The 25,734-nt window shown below is 34.1% G+C and carries 18 protein-coding genes; 6 read left to right on the top strand and 12 right to left on the bottom strand.

The window, feature by feature from the left end; genetic code table 4:
• Positions 1-35: 35 nt before the first annotated feature.
• Positions 36-1,316 carry a serine--tRNA ligase gene (gene serS, locus EFREU_RS00090; RefSeq protein ID WP_100609011.1) on the bottom strand — a complete coding sequence of 427 codons (1,281 nt, stop codon included), beginning with the start codon at positions 1,314-1,316 and terminating at the stop codon, positions 36-38.
• Between the two features lie 185 nt (positions 1,317-1,501).
• On the opposite strand from serS, the gene EFREU_RS00085 reads away from it, so the two are divergent.
• The 4 genes from EFREU_RS00085 (at position 1,502) to EFREU_RS00070 (ending at position 7,322) form a co-directional block, all read left to right on the top strand.
• Positions 1,502-2,383: a deoxyribonuclease IV gene (locus EFREU_RS00085; protein WP_100609010.1), complete on the top strand. Its 882-nt coding sequence runs from the start codon at positions 1,502-1,504 to the stop codon at positions 2,381-2,383.
• 637 nt (positions 2,384-3,020) lie between these two features.
• Positions 3,021-4,022: a Fic family protein gene (locus EFREU_RS00080; RefSeq protein WP_134163641.1), complete on the top strand. Its 1,002-nt coding sequence runs from the start codon at positions 3,021-3,023 to the stop codon at positions 4,020-4,022.
• Between the two features lie 266 nt (positions 4,023-4,288).
• Positions 4,289-6,586, top strand: a complete 2,298-nt coding sequence (locus EFREU_RS00075) for a glycoside hydrolase domain-containing protein (RefSeq protein ID WP_100609009.1) — start codon at positions 4,289-4,291, stop codon at positions 6,584-6,586.
• 130 nt (positions 6,587-6,716) lie between these two features.
• Entirely contained in the window at positions 6,717-7,322 is a 606-nt protein-coding gene (locus EFREU_RS00070; protein WP_100609008.1) for a hypothetical protein, read from the top strand.
• Between the two features lie 62 nt (positions 7,323-7,384).
• On the opposite strand, the gene EFREU_RS00065 is transcribed toward EFREU_RS00070, so the two are convergent.
• The 3 genes from EFREU_RS00065 to EFREU_RS00055 are packed head-to-tail and all read right to left on the bottom strand — an operon-like array spanning position 7,385 to position 10,013.
• Entirely contained in the window at positions 7,385-8,212 is an 828-nt protein-coding gene (locus tag EFREU_RS00065) for an ABC transporter permease (RefSeq protein WP_100609007.1), read from the bottom strand.
• On the bottom strand, positions 8,212-9,120 hold the full coding sequence (locus EFREU_RS00060; RefSeq protein WP_100609006.1) for an ABC transporter ATP-binding protein: 909 nt from the start codon (positions 9,118-9,120) through the stop codon (positions 8,212-8,214). The genes EFREU_RS00065 and EFREU_RS00060 overlap by 1 nt, the downstream gene beginning before the upstream one ends.
• Before the next feature lie 32 nt (positions 9,121-9,152).
• Positions 9,153-10,013 (bottom strand): ABC transporter permease subunit, encoded by an 861-nt coding sequence (locus EFREU_RS00055; RefSeq protein WP_134163642.1) that lies wholly within the window; start codon positions 10,011-10,013, stop codon positions 9,153-9,155.
• 477 nt (positions 10,014-10,490) lie between these two features.
• Between EFREU_RS00055 and EFREU_RS00050 the strand changes: the two genes are divergently transcribed.
• Entirely contained in the window at positions 10,491-11,444 is a 954-nt protein-coding gene (locus EFREU_RS00050) for a DHH family phosphoesterase (RefSeq protein ID WP_100609004.1), read from the top strand.
• Positions 11,437-12,909: an MFS transporter gene (locus EFREU_RS00045; protein ID WP_198507956.1), complete on the top strand. Its 1,473-nt coding sequence runs from the start codon at positions 11,437-11,439 to the stop codon at positions 12,907-12,909. Before EFREU_RS00050 ends, EFREU_RS00045 begins: the two co-directional genes overlap by 8 nt.
• A 113-nt stretch (positions 12,910-13,022) precedes the next feature.
• Here EFREU_RS00045 and gyrA read toward each other — a convergent pair whose 3' ends face one another.
• The 8 genes from gyrA to dnaA form a co-directional block, all read right to left on the bottom strand.
• Positions 13,023-15,503, bottom strand: a complete 2,481-nt coding sequence (gene gyrA / locus EFREU_RS00040) for a DNA gyrase subunit A (RefSeq protein ID WP_100609003.1) — start codon at positions 15,501-15,503, stop codon at positions 13,023-13,025.
• Between the two features lie 59 nt (positions 15,504-15,562).
• Positions 15,563-16,159: a nucleoside 2-deoxyribosyltransferase gene (locus EFREU_RS00035; protein ID WP_100609002.1), complete on the bottom strand. Its 597-nt coding sequence runs from the start codon at positions 16,157-16,159 to the stop codon at positions 15,563-15,565.
• Positions 16,160-16,244: 85 nt separating this feature from the next.
• Complete coding sequence (gene gyrB, locus EFREU_RS00030) at positions 16,245-18,152, bottom strand: DNA topoisomerase (ATP-hydrolyzing) subunit B (RefSeq protein WP_100609001.1); 1,908 nt, start codon at positions 18,150-18,152, stop codon at positions 16,245-16,247.
• Positions 18,153-18,337: 185 nt separating this feature from the next.
• Positions 18,338-21,694, bottom strand: coding sequence for an FtsX-like permease family protein (locus EFREU_RS00025; RefSeq protein ID WP_100609000.1), 3,357 nt, complete (start codon positions 21,692-21,694; stop codon positions 18,338-18,340).
• A 24-nt stretch (positions 21,695-21,718) separates the two neighbouring features.
• Positions 21,719-22,525, bottom strand: coding sequence for a 16S rRNA (adenine(1518)-N(6)/adenine(1519)-N(6))-dimethyltransferase RsmA (rsmA, locus tag EFREU_RS00020; protein ID WP_100608999.1), 807 nt, complete (start codon positions 22,523-22,525; stop codon positions 21,719-21,721).
• A gap of 3 nt (positions 22,526-22,528) precedes the next feature.
• Positions 22,529-23,068 (bottom strand): ribonuclease M5, encoded by a 540-nt coding sequence (rnmV, locus tag EFREU_RS00015; protein ID WP_100608998.1) that lies wholly within the window; start codon positions 23,066-23,068, stop codon positions 22,529-22,531.
• Between the two features lie 14 nt (positions 23,069-23,082).
• Positions 23,083-24,207 carry a DNA polymerase III subunit beta gene (dnaN, locus tag EFREU_RS00010; protein ID WP_100608997.1) on the bottom strand — a complete coding sequence of 375 codons (1,125 nt, stop codon included), beginning with the start codon at positions 24,205-24,207 and terminating at the stop codon, positions 23,083-23,085.
• A 156-nt stretch (positions 24,208-24,363) separates the two neighbouring features.
• Entirely contained in the window at positions 24,364-25,713 is a 1,350-nt protein-coding gene (gene dnaA, locus EFREU_RS00005; RefSeq protein ID WP_166666714.1) for a chromosomal replication initiator protein DnaA, read from the bottom strand.
• Positions 25,714-25,734: the final 21 nt, after the last annotated feature.

Below are 25,734 nucleotides of genomic sequence, written 5' to 3'. Positions count from 1 at the left end.
TTAACCAAACTTAAAAGTTTGGTTAGTATTATTTATTATTGCACAAATTTGGCTCCATCAAAATAAGGTTGCATCACTGCTGGCAAGTTTAATTTTTCACCATCCCAATAATTTTCTAAAATTGCCGCAAAAAGACGGTCAATTGCTACTCCTGAACCATTTAAAGTATGAACTAGTTGAGTTTCTCCTTGAACATTACGGTACCTAATTTTCATATTTCGCGCCTGAAAATCACCACAATTAGAGCAAGAGCTAATTTCACGATATTTATTTTGACTTGGGAACCAGACCTCTAGATCATAGGTTTTGGTGGCTGAGAAGCCAAGGTCACCACTACATAATGAAACAACACGATAGGGCAAGTTAAAGAGGTTAAGGATGCCTTCAGCATCTTGGGTTAAGGTTTCTAATTCGGCCATTGAGTTTTCTGGATTGGCTAGCTTGACTAACTCCACTTTATTAAATTGATGAAGGCGAATTGTGCCTTTAGTATCACGTCCGGCTGAACCCGCTTCTTGCCGGAAACAAACCGAAGAAGTAGTTAGTTTTAACGGAAGAGTTTTGGCGTCTAAAATTTCGTTAGCATGGAGGTTTGTGAGGGGCACTTCACCAGTGGGAATTAAATATTGGTGACCAGTTTGGTAAGCATCTTCGGCAAACTTGGGTAATTGGCCAGTGCCATACATAGCTTTGGCATTAACAATTAAAGGCACTGTATATTCTTCATAACCATTTTTTAGATGGTGGTCTAACAAGATATTACTTAAGGCACGAATCATCTTCGATCCTTGACCAGTATAAACAACAAAACGGGCTCCACTTAAATTCGTGCCAGCTTCAAAATTAACCAAGTTTAATTTTTTGGCAATTTCTCAATGCGGTGTCGGTTGGTGGTGGATAGCATCACTATTAATCCGACGAATTTCCTCATTTTCAGAATCGTCAAGGCCAAAAGGCACATCTAAAGCAGGTAAATTTGGAATAAAACTTAAATGGTCAAACATTTTTTCTGTCACCGCTTTTAACCGACGGTCAAGCAAAACTATTTTCTTATCAAAAACAGAAATTTCTGATTTTAGCTCATTGGTCATTTCCTGACGTTTGGCGACTATTTTTGAATCCTTAAAAAGGTCAGCAATTTTTTTACTCAATTGGTTTTTCTTCGCTTTTAAATTTTCGACTTCTTTTAAATATTTTTTACGACGTTGATTTTCCTTAACTACTTGGGCCAAAGCCAAAGTATAATTTTGGCCACGATTATTCAAACGTGTTACGACCTCGTCAAAATGGTCTTCAATATAATTTACATCAAGCATAATTGTCCCCTAATATTCCTTACTGCCTTAATAATTTTCTTATTAACTTTATTTATTATTTTCCCATAAATTTCGCTATTTTTTGGCAGGTTTTACGGAAAGACTTGGCGAAAAGGGGGCTTTTTAACTCGAAAAATTAATCTTGATTAGCAAAAATGCTTTAACATAAATAAAAAGAGGTTTTAATGACTAAACATAACTCGCCATTATTAGGAAGCCATATGAGCTTAAGTAAAAGCACCAACTATCTTGAAGGAGTGGTTAACGAAACTGTTAACCAAAATGCCAATACCTTTATGATCTTCACTGGCGCTCCCCAAAATACCAAACGGGTACCTGTAGAAACATTCAAAATTGCCGAAATGAACCAATTAATTGATTATCACGAAATCGATAAATCGAAGTTGGTGGTTCATGCCCCTTATTTAATTAATTTATCAAATCCAGTTAACGAAACCGTTTGAAAATTTAGTATTGATTTCTTACTAGAAGAAATCAAGCGGTGCGAAGCTCTGGGCATTCATTTACTAGTTTTACACCCTGGTGCCTATACCAAAGGTAGTTTAGAGCAAGGACTTCAGCAATTAATTAAAGCTTTGGATTTAGTGACAGACTATGAAAGTCCTGTCCTAATTGCCTTAGAAACTATGAGTGGCAAGGGGACCGAAGTCGGTGGCCAATTAGACGATTTGGCTTTTGTACTCCAACAAGTAAAAAAACCAGAACGAATCGGGGTTTGCTTAGATACTTGTCACCTTCATGATGCCGGTTATCAAATCCAAAACTGACCAGAGTTTAAAAATAATTTGAAACAACTACTACCTTTAGACAAGGTAAAGGTAATTCACCTTAATGATTCAAAAAATGTTTGTGGAGCAAAAAAAGATCGTCATGAAAATATTGGTTATGGTCAAATTGGCTTTGACACATTAGTAGAAATTGTTTGGGATGAAGAGTTGACCACGGTTCCGAAAATTCTAGAAACGCCTTATATTGACAACCTATCGCCATATAAAAAAGAAATCAAGTGTTTGTTAAGCCGAAGTTTTAATCAAGACCTTAAATAAAAAGTTATTGCTGAAAAATTTGAACCGGAATGTTTGAAAATGAACTTTATATGTTTTTAAGAAAAATAAAACTAGTAATCATAAAACTTGGTTTTATTGAGTAGTTTTATAGCATAACGAAGTTGTGTTTATTAAAAAAATCCTATAAATTAGTTCAAAACAATTTTTAAAATTGTTTTGAACTAATTTAGCTTTTCATTCTATTAACTAATAAAAATTATTTAATTTAATATCATGTTTGTTTTTCTTCGCGAATAATATAAAATAATAAGTGATAAGCGGGGTCTTGATTGGCGCTCGCGCACGGCCGGCCTATGAAAATAGGTGAGGAGCTCCTTTAAACTGGATGAAAAACAAAAGCACCTCGGAAAGGTGCTTTTGTTTTGGGAAAATCGATTTGACAAAGTTAATTGAGGTTTTTCGGATCACTTGGCTAACACTAGAAATTAGTTTTCGTTGATCTGCATGGGGTAGTATCAAAAACTCTAATATATCAAATAAAAAACTCTCGTGTGTTCAGCCAAAAAGAATAATTATTTACCTTTACGAGTTTGTTTACCTTGTAGAATATTTTTAGAAAAGAAAAAAATAAGTAAATAAAACTCGCCGTTATCTTATTTTCGAGAAGGGATTAACGATGGTCTTGCAAAAGAAAACACTCGCCGAACCTTTTAAAATGTTTTTAAGGAACATTGAAGGTTATTTGACCAACAAAATTGAAAACCCAAGTTTGACCCATGAAAAGTATCTTTCTTTGTCGTTCCCAAATCAGACAACAAAAATTTCGACTATTAATTTAGGAGAAATTAACGATGATGGAGTTTACAGTAATATAAATGAAATTCGGCAAGTTTTCGTTCAACAAGAATTACTTAATTATCAAAAAATTTTAACGAAATATTTCTTAAATGATGATGATTTGAGCAAAAAATTAAGTCTTAAGGATATTAAAGAAATGTCAAATATGTTATTAGATGGTTTAACTTGTTACCCATTTAATAAACTTTTTACTCAGGCTTTTGACGAAATGTGAAATAAAAAAACGCAAATGTTCGAAAAGCTCAATCGACAAGGTGAATTTAGAAAAACAGGGCTTACAAAAGGTTCGCTTAGATTCAGACCACCTGGGGATATTGAAGAAGTTACCCAATTGCTTCTAGCAAAAACTTATAATGTGTTAGAAAGTAAATTCTCCTCCACTTTAGAAAAATATGAATCGTTAGCCTTATTCCATCTTAATTTTGAGTTTATCCATCCCTTTGCAGAAGGAAATGGGCGACTTGGAAGATTTTTAACTATGTTCTTATCTTTAAGTTTTAATCTTATTCCGCCAACATTCGGTAGCGAACTATTAGACAACATAGATGGCGAAACTTACTATTATCAAATAAACAAGGTTTTGTCTCCTAAGATGAAAGCAGAAGATTGAAACTTAATTAAAAAACCACCAGCAAGTTTTCTTCACTATTATTTAAGTGCCGTTAAGACCACGATTGCTTATGGTCGAAAATGAGAAGAGACAAACCCAACAAGTGACTGAAGTGACTTTTATTTTATGAATCTTAACCATGAAGAGAAAAACTTCTTGGTAAAGCAAATTAATGTTGTGTTACAAGAAAGTAGTAAGGGTGTTGTATAGTAAAACCTATTTATGTTGAAAAGAAGAAAATCAAGGTTGTTGTACCTTGTAGAATCTTTGTGTAGTAAAAAGTTAACTTAATAAAATCCCCCATTTTAAAAATGGGGGATTTTATTTTAGCAATAAATTTTCTTGTCCTTATTGATATTGTTATAGGTTGCTAATGGTGGCAATTAATTAAATGATTATGGCTGGTCGAGAAGGAGGCTAATTAATTTTCTTTGTTCAAAATAAAAAAGTTTACTGTTTAATAAGAGTGAAAACTAATGTTAAAAACTCCCATTATTAAAAATTTGAGGAATGAAGGCTTGAATATGAAAAGTAAGAAGACTGGTCTTATATTAATGATTACCTTATTTTTATTAAGTATCTTAATTGCAAGTGCAGTCCCAATTACTATTAATTTTTTATCGCTACATAATGATTGAGATAAAGTTTGAAAAAAGGAATATGACTATCAAGAAGGCACTAAAGAAACCACAAAACCAAAAAAACCAGCTAATGAATATGTTGATTATTTCTTTGGTGATAGTTTGTTTAAAAATGACTCATTTTATGAAAAAAACAATACCATTACTTACAATGGTGATTGATCACAAGTTAAGAAAACTACAGTAGTAAATAAAGATTTAATATGTTGGAAAAATGATTTTCAAAGCAAACAATTAATTCTTTTTAAAATTAATAACAACACCATTGTAAAGGGTTTAGAAATTAATATAAAACCACTTTTTAACAACTTTAGTTCTGTTACTCCTCCAACCGTCAAAGTTCAGTTTATAAAACCAATCAAAGCCCGAAATAATGTGTCAAGTAGTTCCATTTATAAAGGCACTTATTATAGTTTCGATGAAATATCAACTGACTCTGTCCTCAAAACTTTTGCTTTCCCAATGCAACCTATTTTGCTTTCAGCTACCACTAATAATGAGACAACTACAGGAACCTTTAATTATGAAGTGAATATTAATTTTAAGGTTAATAATGAACTTCAACTCATTCAAACCGAACAAAAAGTCGTGGTCGTGGATAAAAATGTAAAAGTTGATAACTATGGTTCACACGACGTAAAAGATTTTGGCTATGAATCAATGATTTTTTCTCATAATTCCCAAAAATTCATTAGCAAGAATTGAGATTCTAGAACCTTAGCGCCGACTTGTAACAATGATGATTTGGTTATTATCAATAACCCCTCATTCGATTGAAATGGCTACCATTATTTGGATGAACGCTATTGGTTTTTAAAGGATGACAATGTTAAAGGCTATGAAAAATGAGTTAGAGATTGTGTTGATTCACTTAACATGAGTTATGGTTATTTCACCGATTTTGGTTTACCTTATTTAAAAATGATTATTCAAAATCATGAGGAAAATCCCAACGATTTAAAATCTATCGAAATATTAAATAACCAAAAGGGTCTAGAAGATTTAATTTCAAATCCAAATTTATCCCTTCAACTATCCTTTGAAATTTTTGATAAATTTGTCGACTTCTTTAAAAATTCCAATTACACAAAAATTTATATTCCTGCGATTATTAGAAATAACTTTAACATTGCTCTCTACTACAGCTCAAAAAATTACCCATTAATTAATAATAGGTCCCCGCTACCACAAGTAATTTTTCATAACCGTTTTATTGACGGAAAAGGATTTTTAACTAGGGAAGCTAAAGTTTTTTATAATGACATTTTCCCAAAATATTTGAATCAATTGGCCAAACATATAAACAATAAGATTGATAGTGGTGAATATTTAAATTTCAAAGGCGAACCTTTGAAATTCTTCTTTTCATTTGACGAAACCAAATATGAAGTCAACAAATTTGTTTGGGATATCGTCCAAAAAGAAAAATTAGACAATTTATTTGGTAGTCATGTTTATGCCGGTTGAGAATATAAAGTCCAAAATAGAAGCGATCAAATTAGCACTCGTCTCATTGATAATTGGGATGAACTAACTCTTAACCCGTTGCCTTTTCTTGCGTGAGATAATGGCAAGAAGATAAAAGAGATAATTAATCAAAGAAAAACAAGGGGGCTGATAACAAGATTCTATTCTACGTGGGGAGAATATCCCGGTTCCTACTTAGGGTCTAATCCCGCCGAAAGTTATTGAGGTCCGCTTTTAGCTCGTTCCGTCAATGCTAATGGTTGACATAAATTTCAACTTGATGGGTTTCGAAATGACATTTCCCTTGATAATGAAGATACTTCTGCTGTTTATGAGCCTGGCGATGCTTACCAATTATATCCAGGGTCAGGTGACGGCCCGAATTTAAGTTTGCGACTTGTTAATTTTATAGAATCAATTAAAACGGTTTGAAAACTTAACCAATTGCAAAAAGAAGGTAAATTTGTAGTTTCAGACTTATTGAAAAATATTAAACTTACTAAAAATGCCAACCAAAATACGCCATATAAATGAAATCTAAATTATTGAAATTGAACTAGTTTGGAAAAAATGAACCTGAAAAAAGATTTAAGGGTTTCCGAACAAACTGAATTTGTCAAAATATTTATTTATGAATACACAAGAAATAATTTGGTAGTTAACTAATTCGATATTATTGGTAAGTAACCCATTTTGAAAATCCTCCTTGGTGTTGTCATCATTAAGGAGTTAAAAGAAACGCAAAACTTGGGAATTAAGTTAAGATAAATATCGAAAAATTATTTTTAGGAGAAAAATGAAAAAGCTGTTTAGCGTTATTGCAATTTTGGGCTTATGTAGTATTCCGGCATCAACAATAGTTTCTTGCCAAACAAAGCAAGAAAATGATTCGGTAGAGAAGAAAGAATTGCAAAAATTAATTAATAAGGTTGAGACGTCACTTAACAATGTAAAGAAATCTGAGACAAATATAAGGCTTGGGCTATTGAAACAAGCTTTGGAGATGGCAAAGGAAGTTATTATTAAATTAGAAAGCAAAGAAATTGATTATATTAATCAATTTGACTTATTACAGGAAGCATATTGAGGTTATCAAGCTCAAGGCCCCATCAAAAGCACTTTAAAGGAATTAATTGACGACGCCCAAAAAGTTCTAATCTCGAATGAAAATCCAAAGCCGGATTATTTGACAAAAAATTTAAAAGAATCACTTGAGGAGGCTGAAAAAATATTTGAAGTCAGAAACATTAACATAGAAGCCATCGACTTAGCAGTGGCTCGCAATAACTTGCAATATCATTTAGAAGAATTTAAGACTTGGGTAAAGACCAACTATTTAAATATTTATTACGCAATCAACGCCAATGATTACCTGCCAAGTCTAAAAGATTTAGTTATCTAATTATCAAAAAAACAACCACGTGGTTGTTTTTTTGATAATTGCTTTCTATATTAAAGTTTTCTTTATTTAACATTAAAACTAAAGCTTTGGTAATTAAAAATTTTATAACCACCATAAAGCAAAACATTACCTGAAACTAACATTGTCGGGATCTGTCAGGCGAAATCAAGAGCTTTAATGGGCATTAATTTCGCTAGACCATTAGTAGCCTCCTGATACCAAAATCCATCATTAACCAGGGAGAAAATAGTAAAGTAGCGAAGGATTTTAAAAGATGAATCTGGGTTAGATGTTAGAGCAAAGGTGCTTAACAATGTTGCGATTCAAAATAAGGCCATCAAGGCCGAAATTACTAACGAACCTACTAGAACATTCTTAAAAAGTGTTCCTAAAATCCAAGTAATTGCTAAAGTTAAAAAACCACTCATATAAAGCGACAAATCAGTTAAGACAAGGACACTGAAAGTTTCTTTAAAATCTCTTAAAAGGGCACCAAACAAAATTAGTTGAACAAGAAAGTTAAAAACCACGATTAAAAGGTAACCCATGATAGCACTTAAAGTTCTTGTTAAAAAAATTTGTCCTCGCGATAACGGAGTTGTTAGTCAAGATTCCAAGGCCCCGTCATTAACTTCTTCCATTACTAAAATAATTGTGACTGTCAAACCATAAACAATAAAAATTAATGGCGCAAAAGTGTGTAAAAAGTATTCACGAAAATCAACAGCAGTTCCGGTAATGGTAATACCAGAGCTATTATTGCGATTATCAGCAAAACTATTAGATCCAGAAATACCAGCTACCAAAGCAAAAGCTAAGGCTAAACCACAAACCAAAATTAATATTCAGATTCTTTTTAATGAATATTTGAGTAATCCACGGTTTATCATTAGGAAAAGTCCTCGTTTTCATAAAGTTCTTTAAAATAATTTTCAAGGCTAAATGGTTTTTCACCTAATTTAATAATTTCAAAGTTTTGAAGACTATTAAGGAAGGACTTGGTTTTTTCAGGTTCGATTTCGAGTTCAATTAAAGCTTTATTTTTAGATACTTTTAAGATAGTAAAGGGCGCCATTTTTAAATAACGTACCATCTCACTTAGTTTTGGAAACTGGATGGTATAAATTTTGGGGCTTTTCAAACGCAGTTCATCTAAATTAGCTTCTTTAATTAAGTGGCCTTTTTTAATAAAGCCAATCCGGTCACAAAGTTTATCAATCTCACCGAAAATATGAGAACTTATGAAAACGGTGGTACCGTTTTCTTTAGCTTTATATAAAATTTTTTCAAACCTTTCTTGCATTAAGGGATCAAGACCAGATGTCGGTTCATCAAGAATTAGCAATTGAGGCTTAGACATAAAAGCTTTCACGATGGCCACCTTTTGCTTCATTCCTTTGGACATTTTTGAAATTTTTCGGTTAGCATCCAATTCAAGAAAATTAATTAATTTTTCTGCATATTCTCAATCAACATCTTGGCGAATGGCGGCAATTGTTTTTAAATAATTTAAACCTGTTAAATAAGGAGGTAAATTTACTTCTCCAGATAAATACCCAAGTGTTTTCATAGTTTTTTGAGAGTTTCCTCAGGCCTCAATATTAAAAATTTTGGCTTCACCACTCGTTGGTTTTACAAAGCTAACCATTTGGCGAATAACCGTGGTTTTTCCAGCTCCATTCGGTCCAATAAAGCCATAAACTTCTCCGGTTTTCACTGTTAAGTTAATATCAAAGCAACCCACGCCTGGCGCATATTCTTTCGTAAGCTTTTTTAATTCAATCGCATTTTGTCTCATTGCAAGCCTTTCTAGTATCCTTGTTTTTATTTTTAAATATAAAAACTACGGTTTTTATAAATATAAAGACCAGGAATAGTAAAAGTAATCGCTATCACTAGCATGGTCGGTAGTTGTCAAACAAAAGCCATTTTCTGGATTGGCAAAAGTTTGCCATATTCATAAATAAGTCCTGGATTCTTATTAACAATCTCTCCACCTTCTTGAAAAATTAAGCAATCGTTAAAAAGAGAGAAAATCGTTGCATATTTAAAATTAATCATTATTTGATTATTGGTAAGTGAGCCAATCTCACTAATAACCCACATCACGATGAAGAAAAAGAATAAAGTGAGGACCACTATAACTGTTGTTGAGGTCCGGTTAAAAGCAGTGGCGCCAAACCAAATCAAAATTATAATCATGAATAAAAAGAGGAATAGGGCGAGCTCGGTTAATAACAAACGACCAATTCCTAACTTAAAGTCAGTGAGCAGGGCTCCGTAAAAAATCATTTGAATAATAAATGTAAAAAACATGATAATTAAATAACCTAAAACATAAGCTAAGAATTTAGTTCAATAAATTGTGGCACGCGACATTGTTGTCGTAAGTCATGATTCTAAATAACCCTTAGAATTTTCTTTAAGAAATAAATTAATAACGCTCACCAAACTATAAACAACAATTAAAATCGGCGCACTTGTGTAAAAGAAACCATATTTTAATAAATCTGCTCCGCCAGGAACCAAATGGGTGCTCACGGTACTCCCACTTTTTTCGATTCTGTTATAGCCAGAAAAACTCAAACTTGACAAACCTAGCAAACTAACAAGTCCCATAAGAATGCCAATAATTAAAATCACAAACATTAAATTCTTCAATTGCGAAACGAGGAATTTTTTATTTATCATACTTGAATCACGCTCTATTTCTCTAAATATAAAATTTATAAAAATTATTGAACAATGGTTTATTATATGAAGAATTGTTCTTCTTAGCTCTGAAGCTTGTAAATTAGAAGGTTAAAATTCTAAGAAAGACTCTTTTTAATAATTGCTAATAGTATACCTGCTTATGCCAAAACCACAAGTAAAAAAAATTTTTGTTAATGTGTAACACCCTTAGTCCTTTTAATTCAGAGCAATTTAAAAATTAATGCTATCCTTACATTTTTTAGTAAAAAGTTATAACTAATAGAGACTTTTGGCATTTGAGAACCTTATTTCATTTAAGAAAAAGTAAAACAATCATCAGGTTCCCCTGACTTTTTATAAAAAAACATGATTTAAATAAAATGTTCTCCTTTGAAACTAGTAAAAATTTGTTCCAAAATTTTTCTGTCTAATAATCACTAAATAATGTTATTACTTAGGTAGGAGGAGAGTTTTATGAAGGAATTCCAAGAAATTATCAATGCGATTAAACAATTCGATAAAATTATTATTCTTCGCCATATTTTGCCCGATGGGGATGCCTATGGGTTTCAATTTGGTCTCCGAAATATAATTAAATTAAATTGGCCAGATAAGACCGTTAAAATTAGCGGTAAGCCAAATTCGCGTCTTAATTTTATTGGGCATGACTTTGATACCATTACTGACCAAGATTTTAGCGATAGTCTTGTAATTATTGGCGATACAGCTAATAAAGCCCGTATTGATGAAACAAACCGTTGACAACTTGCTAAAAAAATCATTAAAATTGACCACCATCCTAGTGACGATTCTTATGGTGATATTAATTTAGTCCGTCCTGATTATTGTGCTTGTTCTGAACTTTTAGCACATTTTATCCAAAGTGAAAATCTTAAGATTGATGCTCCAACGGCTAAAATTATTTACCATGGGATTGTGACTGATTCTGACCGTTTTCTTGTGCGGTTCCCGCAACCACGCACATTCGAACTCGCTGCTTTTCTATTAAAGCAAGGGTTTGATTTAGCTGCGCTTTATCAAGAGATGTATGCAGTTGAAAAAGAGGATTTAGGCTTTAGATCATATGTCTATAATAATTTCAAAACAACCGATAAGGGGGTTGCTTACCTTTTTCTTACTCAAGAAAATTTAGCCAAACTTAAGGTGACTTCTGATCATGCTGCCTATGATTATGTCGCTCTTCTTGGGAATCTTAAGGATTGCCCCATTTGAGCCTTTTTCTGCGAAGGTCAGAATGGAGAAATCCGTGGAGAACTACGGTCACATAATTTAGTTATTAATGAAATAGCTAGAAAATATGGCGGTGGTGGACACCGCACTTCATCTGGGGTAAGGCTAAAAGACTTTATTTCAGCCACTCGTGTTATTAATGATTTAAATGACTTGATAGGAGAAGTTCATGGCTAAAGACGTAGTTAATCGTCCAGAAGACGGAGGCGAGAAATCATTACAATCACAAACTCCTGTAACGTCATCGAGTAAAAAACAATGGTTTAAATTTTTGAATGTGAAGGAAAATGTTGAAGCTTTAAAACCAGAAAATATTTATGACTTCGTCCTTCACAAGGAATACAAAAAGAACCAAAACATAGTTTTTTGAACAGTTTTCGTTAGTTATATGGTTTATTACATTACCCGTAAACAATGGACCGTTGTCGGAAGCCAATTAATGGCTAACGGCACCATTGGGACTTCCGAATATGCCTTGATTGGATTAATTTTCTCAATTGCCTACGGGGTTTCAAAGTTTGTGTCTTCCCCACTTTCTGATACAAAGTCCAATAAATGACTTTTAGGGTTAGGCTTAATTGGCGCTGGAATAATTAACTTTTTATTGGGGCTTAGTTGGTTACAAACAGTACCGGTGCTAACACCAATTATTTTGAGTTGTATTTTAATGGTTGCTATTGGTTGGGTGCATAGTTTTGGAGCGACTCCATCAGTTCGTTTCTTCTATAATTGATTCCCTAACAAAAGTCGTCGGAACAGGATTATTTCTTGAAATGTAGCTCATAACATTGGGAGCGCAATGGCCACTTTCATTATTTTGGGGTCATTTACTTTGTTCTCGGAAGTTTTTGGTACTTTAAGTTATTTTATTCTTCCAAGTATCATTAGTTTGGTGATGGGAGTCATGGTTATTATCTTGTTGAAAGATACTCCAGAAAGTGTTGGGTTACCACCGCTAAAGGAATATTATAAGATGAATTTAATTGGTGAAAAACGTCAGCAACAAAACAAAGGTGTTGATGAAAGCACAAAATCATGAAGTTATTTTTTTGTGAAATATATTTTAAAAAATAAATTTGTTTGGTTTTTAGCAATTTCCAATTTATTAATTTATACATTGCGAATGGGCTTAAGTGACTGATCATTAATGTTTTTAAAAGATGTCCATAATTACGATATGAAAAAAGAGGGTAAGTGAATTTACTCCATGTTTGATTGGGGTGGTTTGGCTTTTACTTTAATTATTGGTTTATTGGCGAATAAATATTTAAAACATTTCGTGCCTTTAACAATTGGTGTGATTAGTATTGCCACTTTAGCTTTAGTTGGGATTTGATTAACTGGAGGCCTTAAGTCAATAGCGCCGTTAGTTTGTTTTATGTTGCTTGCAGGGTTTATTTTCATCCCTCAATGCTTCTTACCAATTATGGTAAGTGAGTTTTCCCATCATAAAGTTGTCTCCACCGCCGGAGGAGTTTTAGGAATTGCTGGTTATTTGGGAGATGCCTTAATGTCAAAAGTAATCATTGGTTTCGGTTTAATTAATGTTAGTTGAAATGCCGTTTTCATTTTTTTAATTGCTTGTGGTTGCTTAGGAGCAGTTATTCTTGTACCAATGATGAAAGAACAAGTTTCTCAATAATATAATTTTTAGAAAATTCTAGAAAAACAAAAAACTGTTTAGCTTTCGCTAAACAGTTTTTTGTTTAAATTAGGGTTGTTGATTTTTGTTTTATTGAAAATCACTTCACCGTTTTAATCTTCTTCGAAGTCTTGGTTTTCCTCACCATGCTTACGATATTGCAAAGTGACCGCTTGAATTTCACTACCTTCTTGGAGACGAATTCCTCTAACCCCCGCAGTTGAACGACCAAGGGTCGGAATATCTGAAGCACGAACTTTAATTAAATTTCCATCACTAGAAATGATTAATAAAAGATCGGTTTCACGAGCCGCTAAAATGGCGGCAAATTTTCCATCGTTAAGGTTCATAACCTTAATACCTTTTCCGTTGCGGCCAGAAATACGGTATTGGTCAAGAGCAGTCTTTTTGAAACTTCCTTTTGAAGAAAGGGTAGTTACGTGTTCAACTTTAAAGGAGGTAACGGCTCCAACAACCGTATCACCTTCATCAAGTTTAATCGCTTTAACTCCACTAGCAGTTCTTGAAAGTGGTCTAACTAAATCTTCGTTAATACGAATCACTTTTCCACTTCGGTTGGCAATCATAATTGTGTCGTTGCCCGTTGTTGGAAAAGCAGTGACCAATTCGTCACCATCTCTTAAGGAAATCGCAATTTTTCCATTTTGGTTAATTTTGTCAAATTGGTCTAACGGGGTTCGTTTAATTTGTCCTTTAGCCGTCACGAAAGTTAGGTATTTGAACTTTTCTTTTTTGTTACGCAACGGTAAAATCGCTGTAATTTGGTCTTTTGGCTCTAAACCGTTTAAGAAGTTAACAATTGGTAACCCACGATTAGTTCGCGAGTATTTACGAATGTTATAACCTTTTGTGCGGAAAACTTTACCAGAATTAGTAAAGAAAAGAATTCAATCATGAGTTTTCCCCATTGTCGCTAAAACAATTGGGTCATCGTGATTGGAGTTAACCATGACTCCACGACCTCCACGTTTTTGAACGCGGAATTCTTCTGGATCAATCCGACGAATATAGCCATCTTGTGAGAGCACCACCATCATTTTTAAATCAGGGATTAGCTCTTCATCATCAATATTAATTGATGATTCACTAATTGGTTGACTACGACGATCATCACCGAATTTGTCAGCAATCGTTTGCAAATGAGACTTGAGGGCACTATTTTGAGCACTTGGTTCTTGAATTAAATTATTTAAGTAAGTTAAACGAATTTTAATTTGGTCCATTTCTTCCATAATTTTAGTACGCTCTAAAGCAACCAAACGTTGAAGACGAATATCGAGAATGGCCTTATTTTGTTCTTCATCAAAACCAAAGCTTGTTGTTAGTTTAGTCTTAGCTTCTTCACTAGTCTTTGAACTACGAAGAATTTGAATAACATTATCAACATCATCAAGCGCTTTATTTAGGGCTTCCAAAATATGAAAACGTTTTTCTAATTTGTTTTTTTCAAATAATGAACGTTTAATGATGATATTGATTTGGTATTCAACATAGTTTTTAATAATTGTTTTTAAGTCTAAAAGTGTCGGAATGTTATTATGTAAGGCTAGTAAATTTAAAGAGAAACTTGATTGTAAAGCCGTATATTTATAAATTTTTGATAAGACCACTTCGGGATTTGCATCACGTTTTAAATCAATTACAACACGCATTCCTTTGTAATTTGATTCATCGCGAATATCACTAATGCCTTCAATGGTTTTTTCTTTGGCTAGTTCAGCAATTCGTTCAATGATGCGAGCTTTATTTGTTTGGTAAGGGATTTCGGTAATTATTAAACGCGAATGACGATTATCTTCTTCAATAGAAATCTTGGCACGAACCGTTACCGATCCACGTCCAGTATGGTAGCCTTCACGCATTCGATTTCCAACCGTTACCAAAGCTCCGGTTGGAAAATCAGGACCCAAAATGTGGTTATCTAAAATTTCGTCAATGGTGATGTTAGGGTTATCAATATAGGCATTAATTGCTCCAACCACTTCACGAAGATTATGGGGTGGAATTGATGTAGCCATCCCCACCGCAATTCCAACAGCTCCATTGGCCAAAAGGTTCGGAAAATAACCGGTTAAATAGGCAGGTTCTTTTTCACTAGCATCGTAGTTATCAATAAATGGCACCGTGTCCATATCAATATCTGCAATTAGTTGTTGAGAAACTTTTGTCAACCGCGCTTCAGTATAACGCATTGCCGCAGCCCCATCACCATCGATTGAACCAAAGTTTCCGTGACCATCAACCAAAGGGTAGCGGAAAGAAAAATCTTGAGCCATGCGGACCATTGCTTCATAAACCGCTGTATCACCATGGGGGTGATATTTACCAATTACTTCTCCAACAATACGAGCTGATTTTTTATGAGGTTTATCAGCAGTGATTCCTAAGTCATCCATTGCGTAAATAATTCGACGTTGTACCGGTTTTAAACCATCTTTTAAATCGGGTAAAGCTCGCGATACAATAACGCTCATGGCGTATTCTAAAAAGTCCTTTCGAATTTCGGCGGCAATATCGATGGGCTCGATTTTGCCATGGTTGAACGGTTTTAATTCTTTATTATCTTCGCTCATTAGCAATCACCTTGCTTTCTATTTTCAGTTATTTGAGTCATTTTTTATCTTAGTGATCACTAAGCCTTTTTGCGGTCGTCGTTTTTTTCAAAACCATGGTACATATCGTCACGAGTATAAAGGAATTTTTTATCAAAACGTTGACAGTAATCTTGAGTTTGACCATCTTCAATGGCTTTAATGGCTTCGCGAGCTTTAGCATGTGAAGAACAAACAATTAATTGGGGTACTTCACCTTGGTTAAGTGGTGGATAAAAGAATGAACCACTAATCATTTCGTTAATTCCAAAGCCTGGAATTTCGCCTTTTAAAAGTCCTTGAGGAACACGGAAATCCGACATTACACAGAAAAGGTATTTATTTGAATTATGCAAAGCTTGTTCAAACATTAATCCATATTCCATATGGGTACCAGAATCTCAACCATCGATTTCAATAATGACATATTTTGATTTTGAAAGACCTTCGTAATCCTTTTCAAAAATATCAAGGTTGGTTGGTCTAACGGCTTGGTTAGTATCAAAATCAACAGGGTTTAAAACTTCAAAATCAGGGAAAAGTTTACGAAGGGCTTCGCCTTCTAATTTACGAGTATTTCATTGGGCTTCAGTAAACATACTTCCGGCATTATAAATTGTGGTTTTTTGGTTTGACATTGTTTTATTCTCTCCTAGGTTATTTATTATTTTGTTAAATTGAATAAATAGACAAATACATAATTTTTAAAAATGATTAATGGGTTTAATAATCGATATTTTCGACAAACGAAGCGTTTTCTTGGATGAAATCACGACGTAGTTCAGGATCTTCCCCCATCAAATTAGAAAAGACTTCATTAGCAATAGCGGCGTCTTCTAAAGTGACTTGGAGCATGGTTCTAAACTCAGGATTCATTGTTGTTTCCCAAAGTTGCAAGGGATCCATTTCTCCTAACCCTTTATAGCGTTGAATTGTGTAACGCAAGTTTTTGTAATCACCATTTTTAAAATCTTCTAGTTGTTGGTCAGAATAGGCGTAGGCTACCTTTTTACCCGCTTCGATTTTGTAAAGTGGTGGTTGAGCAATATAGATATGTCCATGGCGCACTAAATCCTTCATGTAACGATAAAAGAAGGTTAGTAATAAAGTACGAATATGGGCCCCATCAACATCGGCATCAGTCATAATTACAATTTTGTTATAACGAAGTTTGCAAACATTAACATCTTCTTTGATACCACAACCAACGGCAGTAACAATCGATTTAATTTCGTTATTACTAAAAGCGCGAGCTTCTTGAACTTTTTCAACGTTTAAAACTTTTCCTCGCAAAGGTAAAATGGCTTGGAAGAAACGGTTACGCCCTGTTTTCGCACTTCCCCCGGCCGAATCCCCTTCCACTAAGTAAAGTTCAGCAATGGTTGGATCTTTTGTTTCACAATCAGCTAATTTACCAGGCAATGAAAAGGTGTCCAAAGCCCCCTTACGACGAGTTTCTTCACGTGCTCTTTGGGCAGCTAAACGAGCTTTTTGCGCCGTACTATTTTTATCAAGGATAGCTTTTGCATCTAAGGGTGATTTCATTAAAAATTCTTCAAAAGCATCACCGACAACATTATCAACTGCTTTTTTGGCATTAAGATTACTTAATTTTGTTTTTGTTTGGCCTTCAAAAGAGGGATCGCTATGACGAATTGATAGAATTCCAATCATTCCTTCTTTGATATCATCTCAACCAAATTTTTGGGCACTTTTAGCACCATTTTTGGCCACTTTTTCGGCATAACGATTAATTGTTCGAACTAGGGCTTGACGAATTCCATCTTCATGAGTTCCCCCTTCGTGAGTATTAATGTTATTAACAAAGGTGATTAAGTTGTCGTTATAATCGGCATTATATTGAAGAGCCACTTCCACTTCAACACCGTCATATTTTCCATCAACATAGAAAATATTGGGATTAATTGGTTGTTTGTTGGCATTTTCTTCACGAACATAATCAAGGATTCCGTTAGGAAAGTGGTAGGTTATGGTTTTATCAATACGATAATCAATAAGGGTGATTTCAATACCTTTATTTAAATAAGCTAATTGTTTCACTTTGTTTTTGATAGTGATGTAGTCAAAAATAACGGTTTCTTGAAAAATAGTTGGATCGGGTTTAAAGCGTACAACAGTTCCTGTTTCGTTTGTTGTATCGATCACTTCTAAGGCACTTTGTTTAGTTCCACCATGACTAAAGACTTGGTGGTAAACTTTTCCTTCACGTTTTACAAGAACATCAACATATTCACTTAGGGCATTGACAACCGAGGCTCCTACACCATGAAGACCACCAGATATTTTATAAGAATCAGAGTCAAATTTTCCTCCAGCATGGAGTTGAGTGAAAACTAATTCTAAAGCAGAGCGACCAGTATCGTGTTGTACTCCAACCGGAATACCACGACCATTATCTTCAACTACCACTTCACCATCTTTGGTGATTGTAACTACGATACGATTAGCATAACCGGCCATGGCCTCATCAATGGAATTATCTAAAATCTCTCACACTAAATGGTGTAAACCTGCTTTAGATGTTGAACCAATATACATTCCGGGTCTTTTTCGAACCGCTTCTAATCCCTTTAATACCTTAATCGAATCTGATCCATAATTTTCGGACATTTGGCCACCTTCACATTCTTAACAATTTATATATATTATACCGCATTTTACGCAACTTTAGCGTGGTTTTTGGTCTCTCGTTACCCCCTCACGAGAAAGAAAAAACCGCAAAAATAAAGGCTTTTTTGCGGTTTAAATGGATTTGGATAAATTTGGATGGTGGTTTCAAACTTAATCCACCGAAATTACCCGTAGACTAGAACATCTTTCGGATCTTGTCGATATGTATAAGCACCAAGTGATCCTAAAATCAAAACAATAAAGATGATTGGTAAGGCAACAATCAAGATTGAGTAACGTCAGGTAAAGGTGAAAGTAATCGTTATATTGTAAGCATCGTTAAAGACCGTTCCTAAAAGACTAACGACGAGCACAGAGATTCCAATGGCTAAACCAACCCCGATTATGGCCGCTAAAAGATATCCTCAAATCATAAAGTTGCTAATATGAGGCGTTGAATAACCAAGTGATTTAAATAAGAGAATATTGGCGCGGTTTTTAACTAAAAATAAGTAAGTCAATAGTAGGGCCACAACAGCAGTTAAAAGAACAAAAATAATCGTAATGTTATTAATCAAACGCATATAACTCTTAGTGACATCGGCAATCATTAAAGCTAAAAGTTTGTAATCAGATACAACCAATTCTGTTTTATCTCCTCCGTCAGCGAAATCGTTAATTGAACTACCATCATTATAATTCAAAGGTAGTGTGACATAACGCAAGGCGTTAGGTACTTTTTCTTCGCTAAAGATTCCATTGGCAAATTGGAAAGCACCCTTATCTTTGGCGGGACCTTCATCAGCTAACATTTCAGTTTTAAAAAAGAGGAATTGGTCATTGAAAATCTGATCATTATCTTTATTAACAACTGTTACACTATCAGCTCTTAAAAGGGCTTTCAAATTATTGATACCGTAAAAAATTCGGTCGTCTACAAATTCGGATTTAATAATTTCAACAACTCGAGCCCGCACTTTTATTGCATGACTAGTGTTTCGATTTAAAGGAATTGATAAATCAAAAGTTGGGTTATTGAAAGCTAACTCAGTTTTCGTAATTCCTAATTTATTAGCTAAACTTTGGGAAAGTTTAACATTTAAATATCTATCATTAGTACCACTTAGACCCATTTTTTGTTGAATTTCGGTATCTAAGAGACCAATTCCTTGAATCGAGTTTGGTGGCGTATTGCCTTTCACCCGTTGGTTGATGTGGGCTTCAAGTGACATTGTGCGACCATTTGTATTTGTAGCGATAAATCGACCAGCAATAAAATAAAGTTTGTTTTTAGGGTCGCCCTTTTCATCTTTAGCTTCTCAATCTCAATCGTATAAAGAAGATAATTGGAGTTTTAAATTTTGGTAATTATCATAAATAACACTAATGCTTTTTAATGTTTCAGTAACAACACCTTCGGCAATGCCGTTTTCTTTTAATCAAGCCTGAAGCTTCTCTAAAGCTTCTTCAAAGGGATTTTCCGAGTCGCCACCTACCGAACTCACTCAATTATCAATCACTGCAGATGTCAAATAATAATTATAGGGACCATCGCGAAGAGCTTCCAAAACATCTTGCCCATCATTAATTGGTTTAAGTTCTGAATTTTCTTCAATGTCATCGTCACCCAAAAGTAAAGGATCTTGACTTGAACGTCAATCCCACGGTTGGTCGTTATCTTTTGGTTGTTGTTCTGATGGTACTGTGAATAGTGATGATTCGGTTAAAGAATAGTTTTTATAAGGGGCATAATAATGAATTGCGGAACGTCCTTGATAATTGATTGATTCTTTGAAACCAACTCCAAAAAGAATCACTGAATAAGTGACTGTAAGAACTATCGTGGTAATCACACTTTTACGAATATTAGCGCCATTAATAGCAAAGGCAATTTTTGTATTTGTTGAAACATGGTTATAAACTCATTGACGCAAACGTCCCGATTTGATGTGTTTAATAATTTTTGATTCGCGAACTTCGAGAATATTGTGACGACTCAAAACAATAAAGTTGGTTACAAAGAAAATCGCTAAAACAAAAAGACAAATCGCAATGTAAATCAAAATCATCCAAGGGCTAATCATTCAATAATTTAGAACCATTGGGTACTGGCTTTCAAGAAGGAAAGATATTAGATTTTGAATTACAAAAGAAAAAGGGAAACCAATTAATAAACCGAGGAAAATTGGCAAGAGAACATTTGCCATATTTAAAAATGATAGTTCCGCATTACCAAAACCAAGACATTTCAAGAATTGTAAGGTTCGCTTATTATTTTCAATAAGTTGGTTAGTGGTGAAAAGAATCACAAAAAATATTAGAAAGATTGTCGACACAATTACGAGTACGACAATACTAATGTTGGAAATTCAAAAAGTATAATAGGCATAATAGGACCCTGGAGGCTTGGAATTAATTAATGATGGTCATTCACTTTTATCAAGGCCGCTTTGACCGCGGAAAATATTAGCATCACGAATTCGTTGCTCTACCTTTTTATAACGTGTTGGAAAACCTTTATAACTGTCTTGATTGGTACTAATGTAGATTTCAAATTTGATGTAATTTTCTTGGCTTTGAATTTGATCTCAAAAATAATTAAAAGGCATAAAAGCAGTTAAATATTCATTCATCACCATCATGTTGGAGGACATAATCGCCGTGCCAACAATAATATATTTATCAAGGCGTTTATCGGGCGGCATTTCCTTGTTAACAATAATTAATTCTTGACCAATTTTTAAATTAAAGTTTTTCAAACTTTTATCAGTGACAAAAAGGGGTCGATGAATGGCTTGGGGACTTAAAAGCTTTTGATATTCATCATAAGAAACACCAAGATTGTAAGTAAAGTCCTCTTGACGAAAAAGGGATGGTTCATTAGTTTCTCCATTATTGAGCAGTTTATAACTATTAGGGTTTTTTACCCAATTGTCATTATAAGTTAATAATTCAATATCAACTTCCTTGTCTAAAAAAGTGGTTGGTCGTTGAAGAAATAAATCATGGGTGCGAACATCTCAATTTTTGTCAAAAGCTTCTGGAGTACGGTAATAGAGGTAATAAGCAAGAAGATTTCCATTAAATTGCTTTAAATCATTCAACCAATCTTGAATCACTTTGATATTGTTGCCCTGAATAAAACTTGGATGATTGGCATCATATAAAAGTGATTGGATATAACCCTCGTGGGCAAGAACGAAGCGGTAAATTTCATGACGTTCTTCAGTTGTAAAGTCGTTAGTTTTATCGGTCTTTACAATTTCTTCAAATTTTTCTTGTTCATTTTTTGTCAAAAAAAGGTCTTGTGGTTGAGAATCCTGTTGTTCGTCCCAACGTAACCCATTTTTGATGACCATGGCATCAAAAGACCCATTTTTAAAACCTCGTTCAACAGTAAAGTGGTAGGCATTAAAGAGATAAGAACTAACTCCAGCCGCCAAACTAACTCCGATGATTACAAAAGCAAAAATTAAAGCAATAATGCTTCAATTATTTTTGAGATTACGAAAAGTTTGTTTGCGAAAAATTGCTCAAGTCATTTTTACCTCGTTTTGATTTTACGTTTATGAATCAAGAAGTTCAAAAATTTCTAGAAACTCGGTCAATCCTAAATTTTCAGGGCGTTTTTGAGGATCAATTTTTACTTGCTCAAGAACTAATTTAGCTTTTTGTTTGTCGCCTAAGTAAGTACCAAGGTTATTTAAAATGGTTTTTCGACGGTTATTAAAGAGTTGACGTACAAAAGCTACAAACAAATCCGGATTGGTTACTTTTTGTAAAAAATCATTTTTGAATGTCAAACTAATAACGGCGGAGTCAACTTTTGGTTGAGGCTGAAAATAATGGCTTTTAACTAAGAATTCATACCTTTTATCCCCAAAAAAACTTGCGACAACAGATAGATTGTTATAGTTGTGCTCATTTTTTTCAGCTGTCAACCGCTGAGCAACTTCTTGTTGCATCATAAAAATTGCTTTATGAAAGATTTGGGAATTAGCAAACACTTGGAATAAAATCGGACTAGTAATGTAATATGGTAAATTTGAAATCAAATAAACTGGTTGGTTGGGTTTACCGTATTTCTGGATTAACTGTTCAAAATTAATTTCTAAAACATCTTCGTTTATGATTTCAAGTTTTGGTGAGTCAATTGTGGTTGCTAAATAGTCCGCTAAATCGGAATCAATTTCGATAGCTACAACCTGGGGAAAACGCTTGATTAGTTCGCGAGTTAGGGCGCCTTTTCCAGGACCGATTTCAATCACTAAACCAGGTTCTGGTGAACTAGGGATTAAATTAACAATCTTTTGAATTAACCCAGGGTCTTTAATAAAATTTTGCCCAAAGTGTTTTTTTGCTTGGATTGTCATTTTCTAATCCTCCAATAAGATTCTAATTTTTTCTTGGGTTTGACCGCTTCAATTCAACCATTTATAAAAAGTTTTACTAGTTAATGTTGTTGGTCAATGTAACTTTTGTGCTAAAAGGTCACGTTGCTTTTTGTCATTTAGATTAAGTTTTAAATATTCAGTCCAAGTAAGGCAATCACTTTGGCACGCATCAAAGGTCATTAATTGGTTTAAAACCGTAAGGATGGCCTCATCATCAGCTTCTGCCACCCCTTTTTTCTTTTTTTTGGAGTTGAAAGCGGTCTTTGGCAAAAAAGCTTGCTTGACTGGACCATCCAAAACGTTTAAAAGTCGTTGCCGGATTTTTTGACCTGCTGTATCTGGATCAGTAAAAATGATTAGTCCACATTGATGATTAAGTTGGTTTAAAAAAGCAAAAAATTCTTGGTCGAGGCGCAAACCGTGGGTTTCAAGAGTCTTGACATTGGGACCAAGAATTTTTTGTAGTTTTTGGGTATCGGTTTTACCTTCAACCACAAAAACTTCGTGAATAGTTTTTATCATCGTTATTATGATACCTAATTACTAATGTATGTTGGTAGAATTACTTGTTTTAAATTTTCATCATCAACTTGAGTAATCAAAAGTGGATTGGTTGAACCGACAAATTTCAGCTCAAGATTATCATTAAATGAACGAATGGCTTCGATTAAATATTTGAGGTTGAAATTAATTGTCATTGGCATAGTGGCATCACTTTCAAAGTCAAAGAAGTCTTCTTCAAAATTACCAATTTCTACTAAATCAGCTTTCATCACCATTTTAGTTTGTTGGATATTAAGGTTAATTATCGGTGCCAGTCCAGTTTCAGCGGACAAATCTGCACGACTTAGGGCTTTTAAGAAAACTTTTTGGTTAACTTTTAAAGTTAAATTAAAGTCTTTGGGGAAAACTCCCTCAACCAGTGGGTATTGGCCATCAATTAGGGTGCTTTGGAAAACCATATTATCCATTAGGAAAGTTAGGTAGCCCTCAGAAACCACCATTTTAAGAACCTTGACCCCATCCAATAAGCGCATTAACTCAACAACAGTTTTATAGGGAACAGTTACGTTACATTGTGTTGATGAATCAATATCCAAAGAAATCTTTTTTTGGCTTATTCGGTGCATGTCGGTTGTAGAAACCATTAAAGCTTGGTTTTGTATGCGGAAATTCATTCCTGTCAAAATCATTTTCTTATTTGTTTCATCAATTGACACAATCGTTTGACTTAAGGCACGACGGAAACTAGTTGGTTTGAGGTTAATCTCAACACCACGTTCCTTAAAACCAAGAAGTGGATATTCTTCTGACTCTAGTAATCCACAATTAAATTCAGTATTTGAATTCTTAATTGTTAGTTCAGAATTCTCAATGTTGACTAACGTTACAATTTCCTGATCGAGACGACGAAGCATTTCTAAAATATATTTGCCTTTTAAAAGGATTTTCCCTGTAGTTGCAACTTCCAATTGAGCATTGTCACTATTTAGATAGGCTTTGAATGATAATGAATTATTAGTTGAGGTGATTGTGACTTGATTTGGTGAAACATCCAAAAGAATCCCTGTTAATGTGGGATTGACAGCTTTGAAGTCAATAATTCGATTAGCTTTATTTAAATTGTCTAGCAAAACGTTACGGTTAATTTTAAATTCCATTGGGTTTTCCTCATGTTTCTTTTGAAAATCTTAAGGATGGTTTTTCAGTCAAGATTTTCTTTTTTATTTTTTATCTTTATTATTATGGTGTTTAAAAGTGGAAAAGGCTCTGAATTTATCTTTAAAAGCCTTTTAAATACGTATTTTTAGAAGTATTTAACTCACGATTTTATTCCTAATTGCTTCCACGTTTTTCCTAAATTCAGCACTGGCTTCCATATTTTTTTTAATTTTTTTAATTCCACTCATGACAGTAGTATGGTCCCTTCCCCCAAATTCTGCACCGATTTGGGATAAACTATGCCCCAAAATTTCTTTGGTCAAGTACATGGAGACATGTCGAGCGGTGGCAACGTTCGAAACGCGGGCTTTGCCGTCAAGCAATTTCACAGCAATACCATATTTATCAGCCACGACCTCTTTGATGCGTTTTGTATTTAGTTCCCCGAGATTACTAGTTGGCATATCTTTGAAAAGATCTTGCAACATTCGTAAATCAAGTGGTCCTTCAAGGGCGTTAGTCATAATCCAAAAGTTAATTTTTGTGACCGACCCCTTAATTTTCCGTACGTCATTAGCAAAGAATTGGGCAATATACTCAATAACTTCATCTTTAACCCTGTTTGTGAGGTCTTGTCTCGCAAACTCAATCTTTGTAATGGCCTTAGCGGTATTAAAATCCAATGATTGGATGGGGATTGCCAAACCTTGGTTAAAACGGGTAATTAAACGCATGTCAAAACCATTTAATTGGTCAGGTAATTTATCACTAGAGAAGATAAGTTGCTTACCATTTTCAGCAAAATGATTAAAAACAGTGAAGAGAACTTCGTTTGTTTTGTCCTTTTTAGCCAGGAATTGAACATCATCAATTAATAAAATGTCATAAGCATTGATTTCGCTTTTAAATTGTTCGATTTCGAAATGACCTTTTTGCAAGTTTCCAACTACTTGTCTAGCAAAATCATCACTAGAAATATAGAGAACCTTAAGGTGTGGATAAAGGCTTCGGAACTCGTAGGCAATGGCATTTAGGAGGTGAGTTTTGCCTAACCCACTAGGCCCATAAATAAATAAGGGATTTCATTTTCCAGGGCTTTGCACAGTAGCTTGAGCAGCTTTAAAGGCTTGAAAGTTGCTTGGACCGCTAACAAAATGTTTAAAACTGAACTCATAGTTTTTGGAAGCCAAGCTCGTTTTTTTAGTTTGGACTTCAGAAATAGTCACTTTTAAAAGGTTAGCTTCTTCTTTCTCCCAGCGGTCAGTTGATAAGGCCTTTAAATTTGGTGTAACTTGGGTTTCTTCCTTTATTAATGTCGAAATTTGCTTTAATAACGGCTCTACTAAACGAACCCCAAAAGTGGATTGGATGACAAGAAAAAAGGCATTTTGTGGAGCGGCCACAAAACGAGCATTTGCTAAATAAGTATTATAAATCTCTTGGTTTACTGTTTGGTCAGCCGCTAATTTTGTCTTAATGGTTGATCAAAGTTCTTTGTCAGACATAGTTCTACCCCGACTAATCAT

It is taken from the genome of Entomoplasma freundtii, from assembly GCF_002804205.1.
In the GTDB taxonomy this organism is placed as follows: Bacteria; Bacillota_I; Bacilli_A; order Mycoplasmatales; family Mycoplasmataceae; genus Williamsoniiplasma; species Williamsoniiplasma freundtii.
Note: the sequence above shows the minus strand (reverse complement) of the source record. Positions and strands in the feature narration are given on the sequence as shown.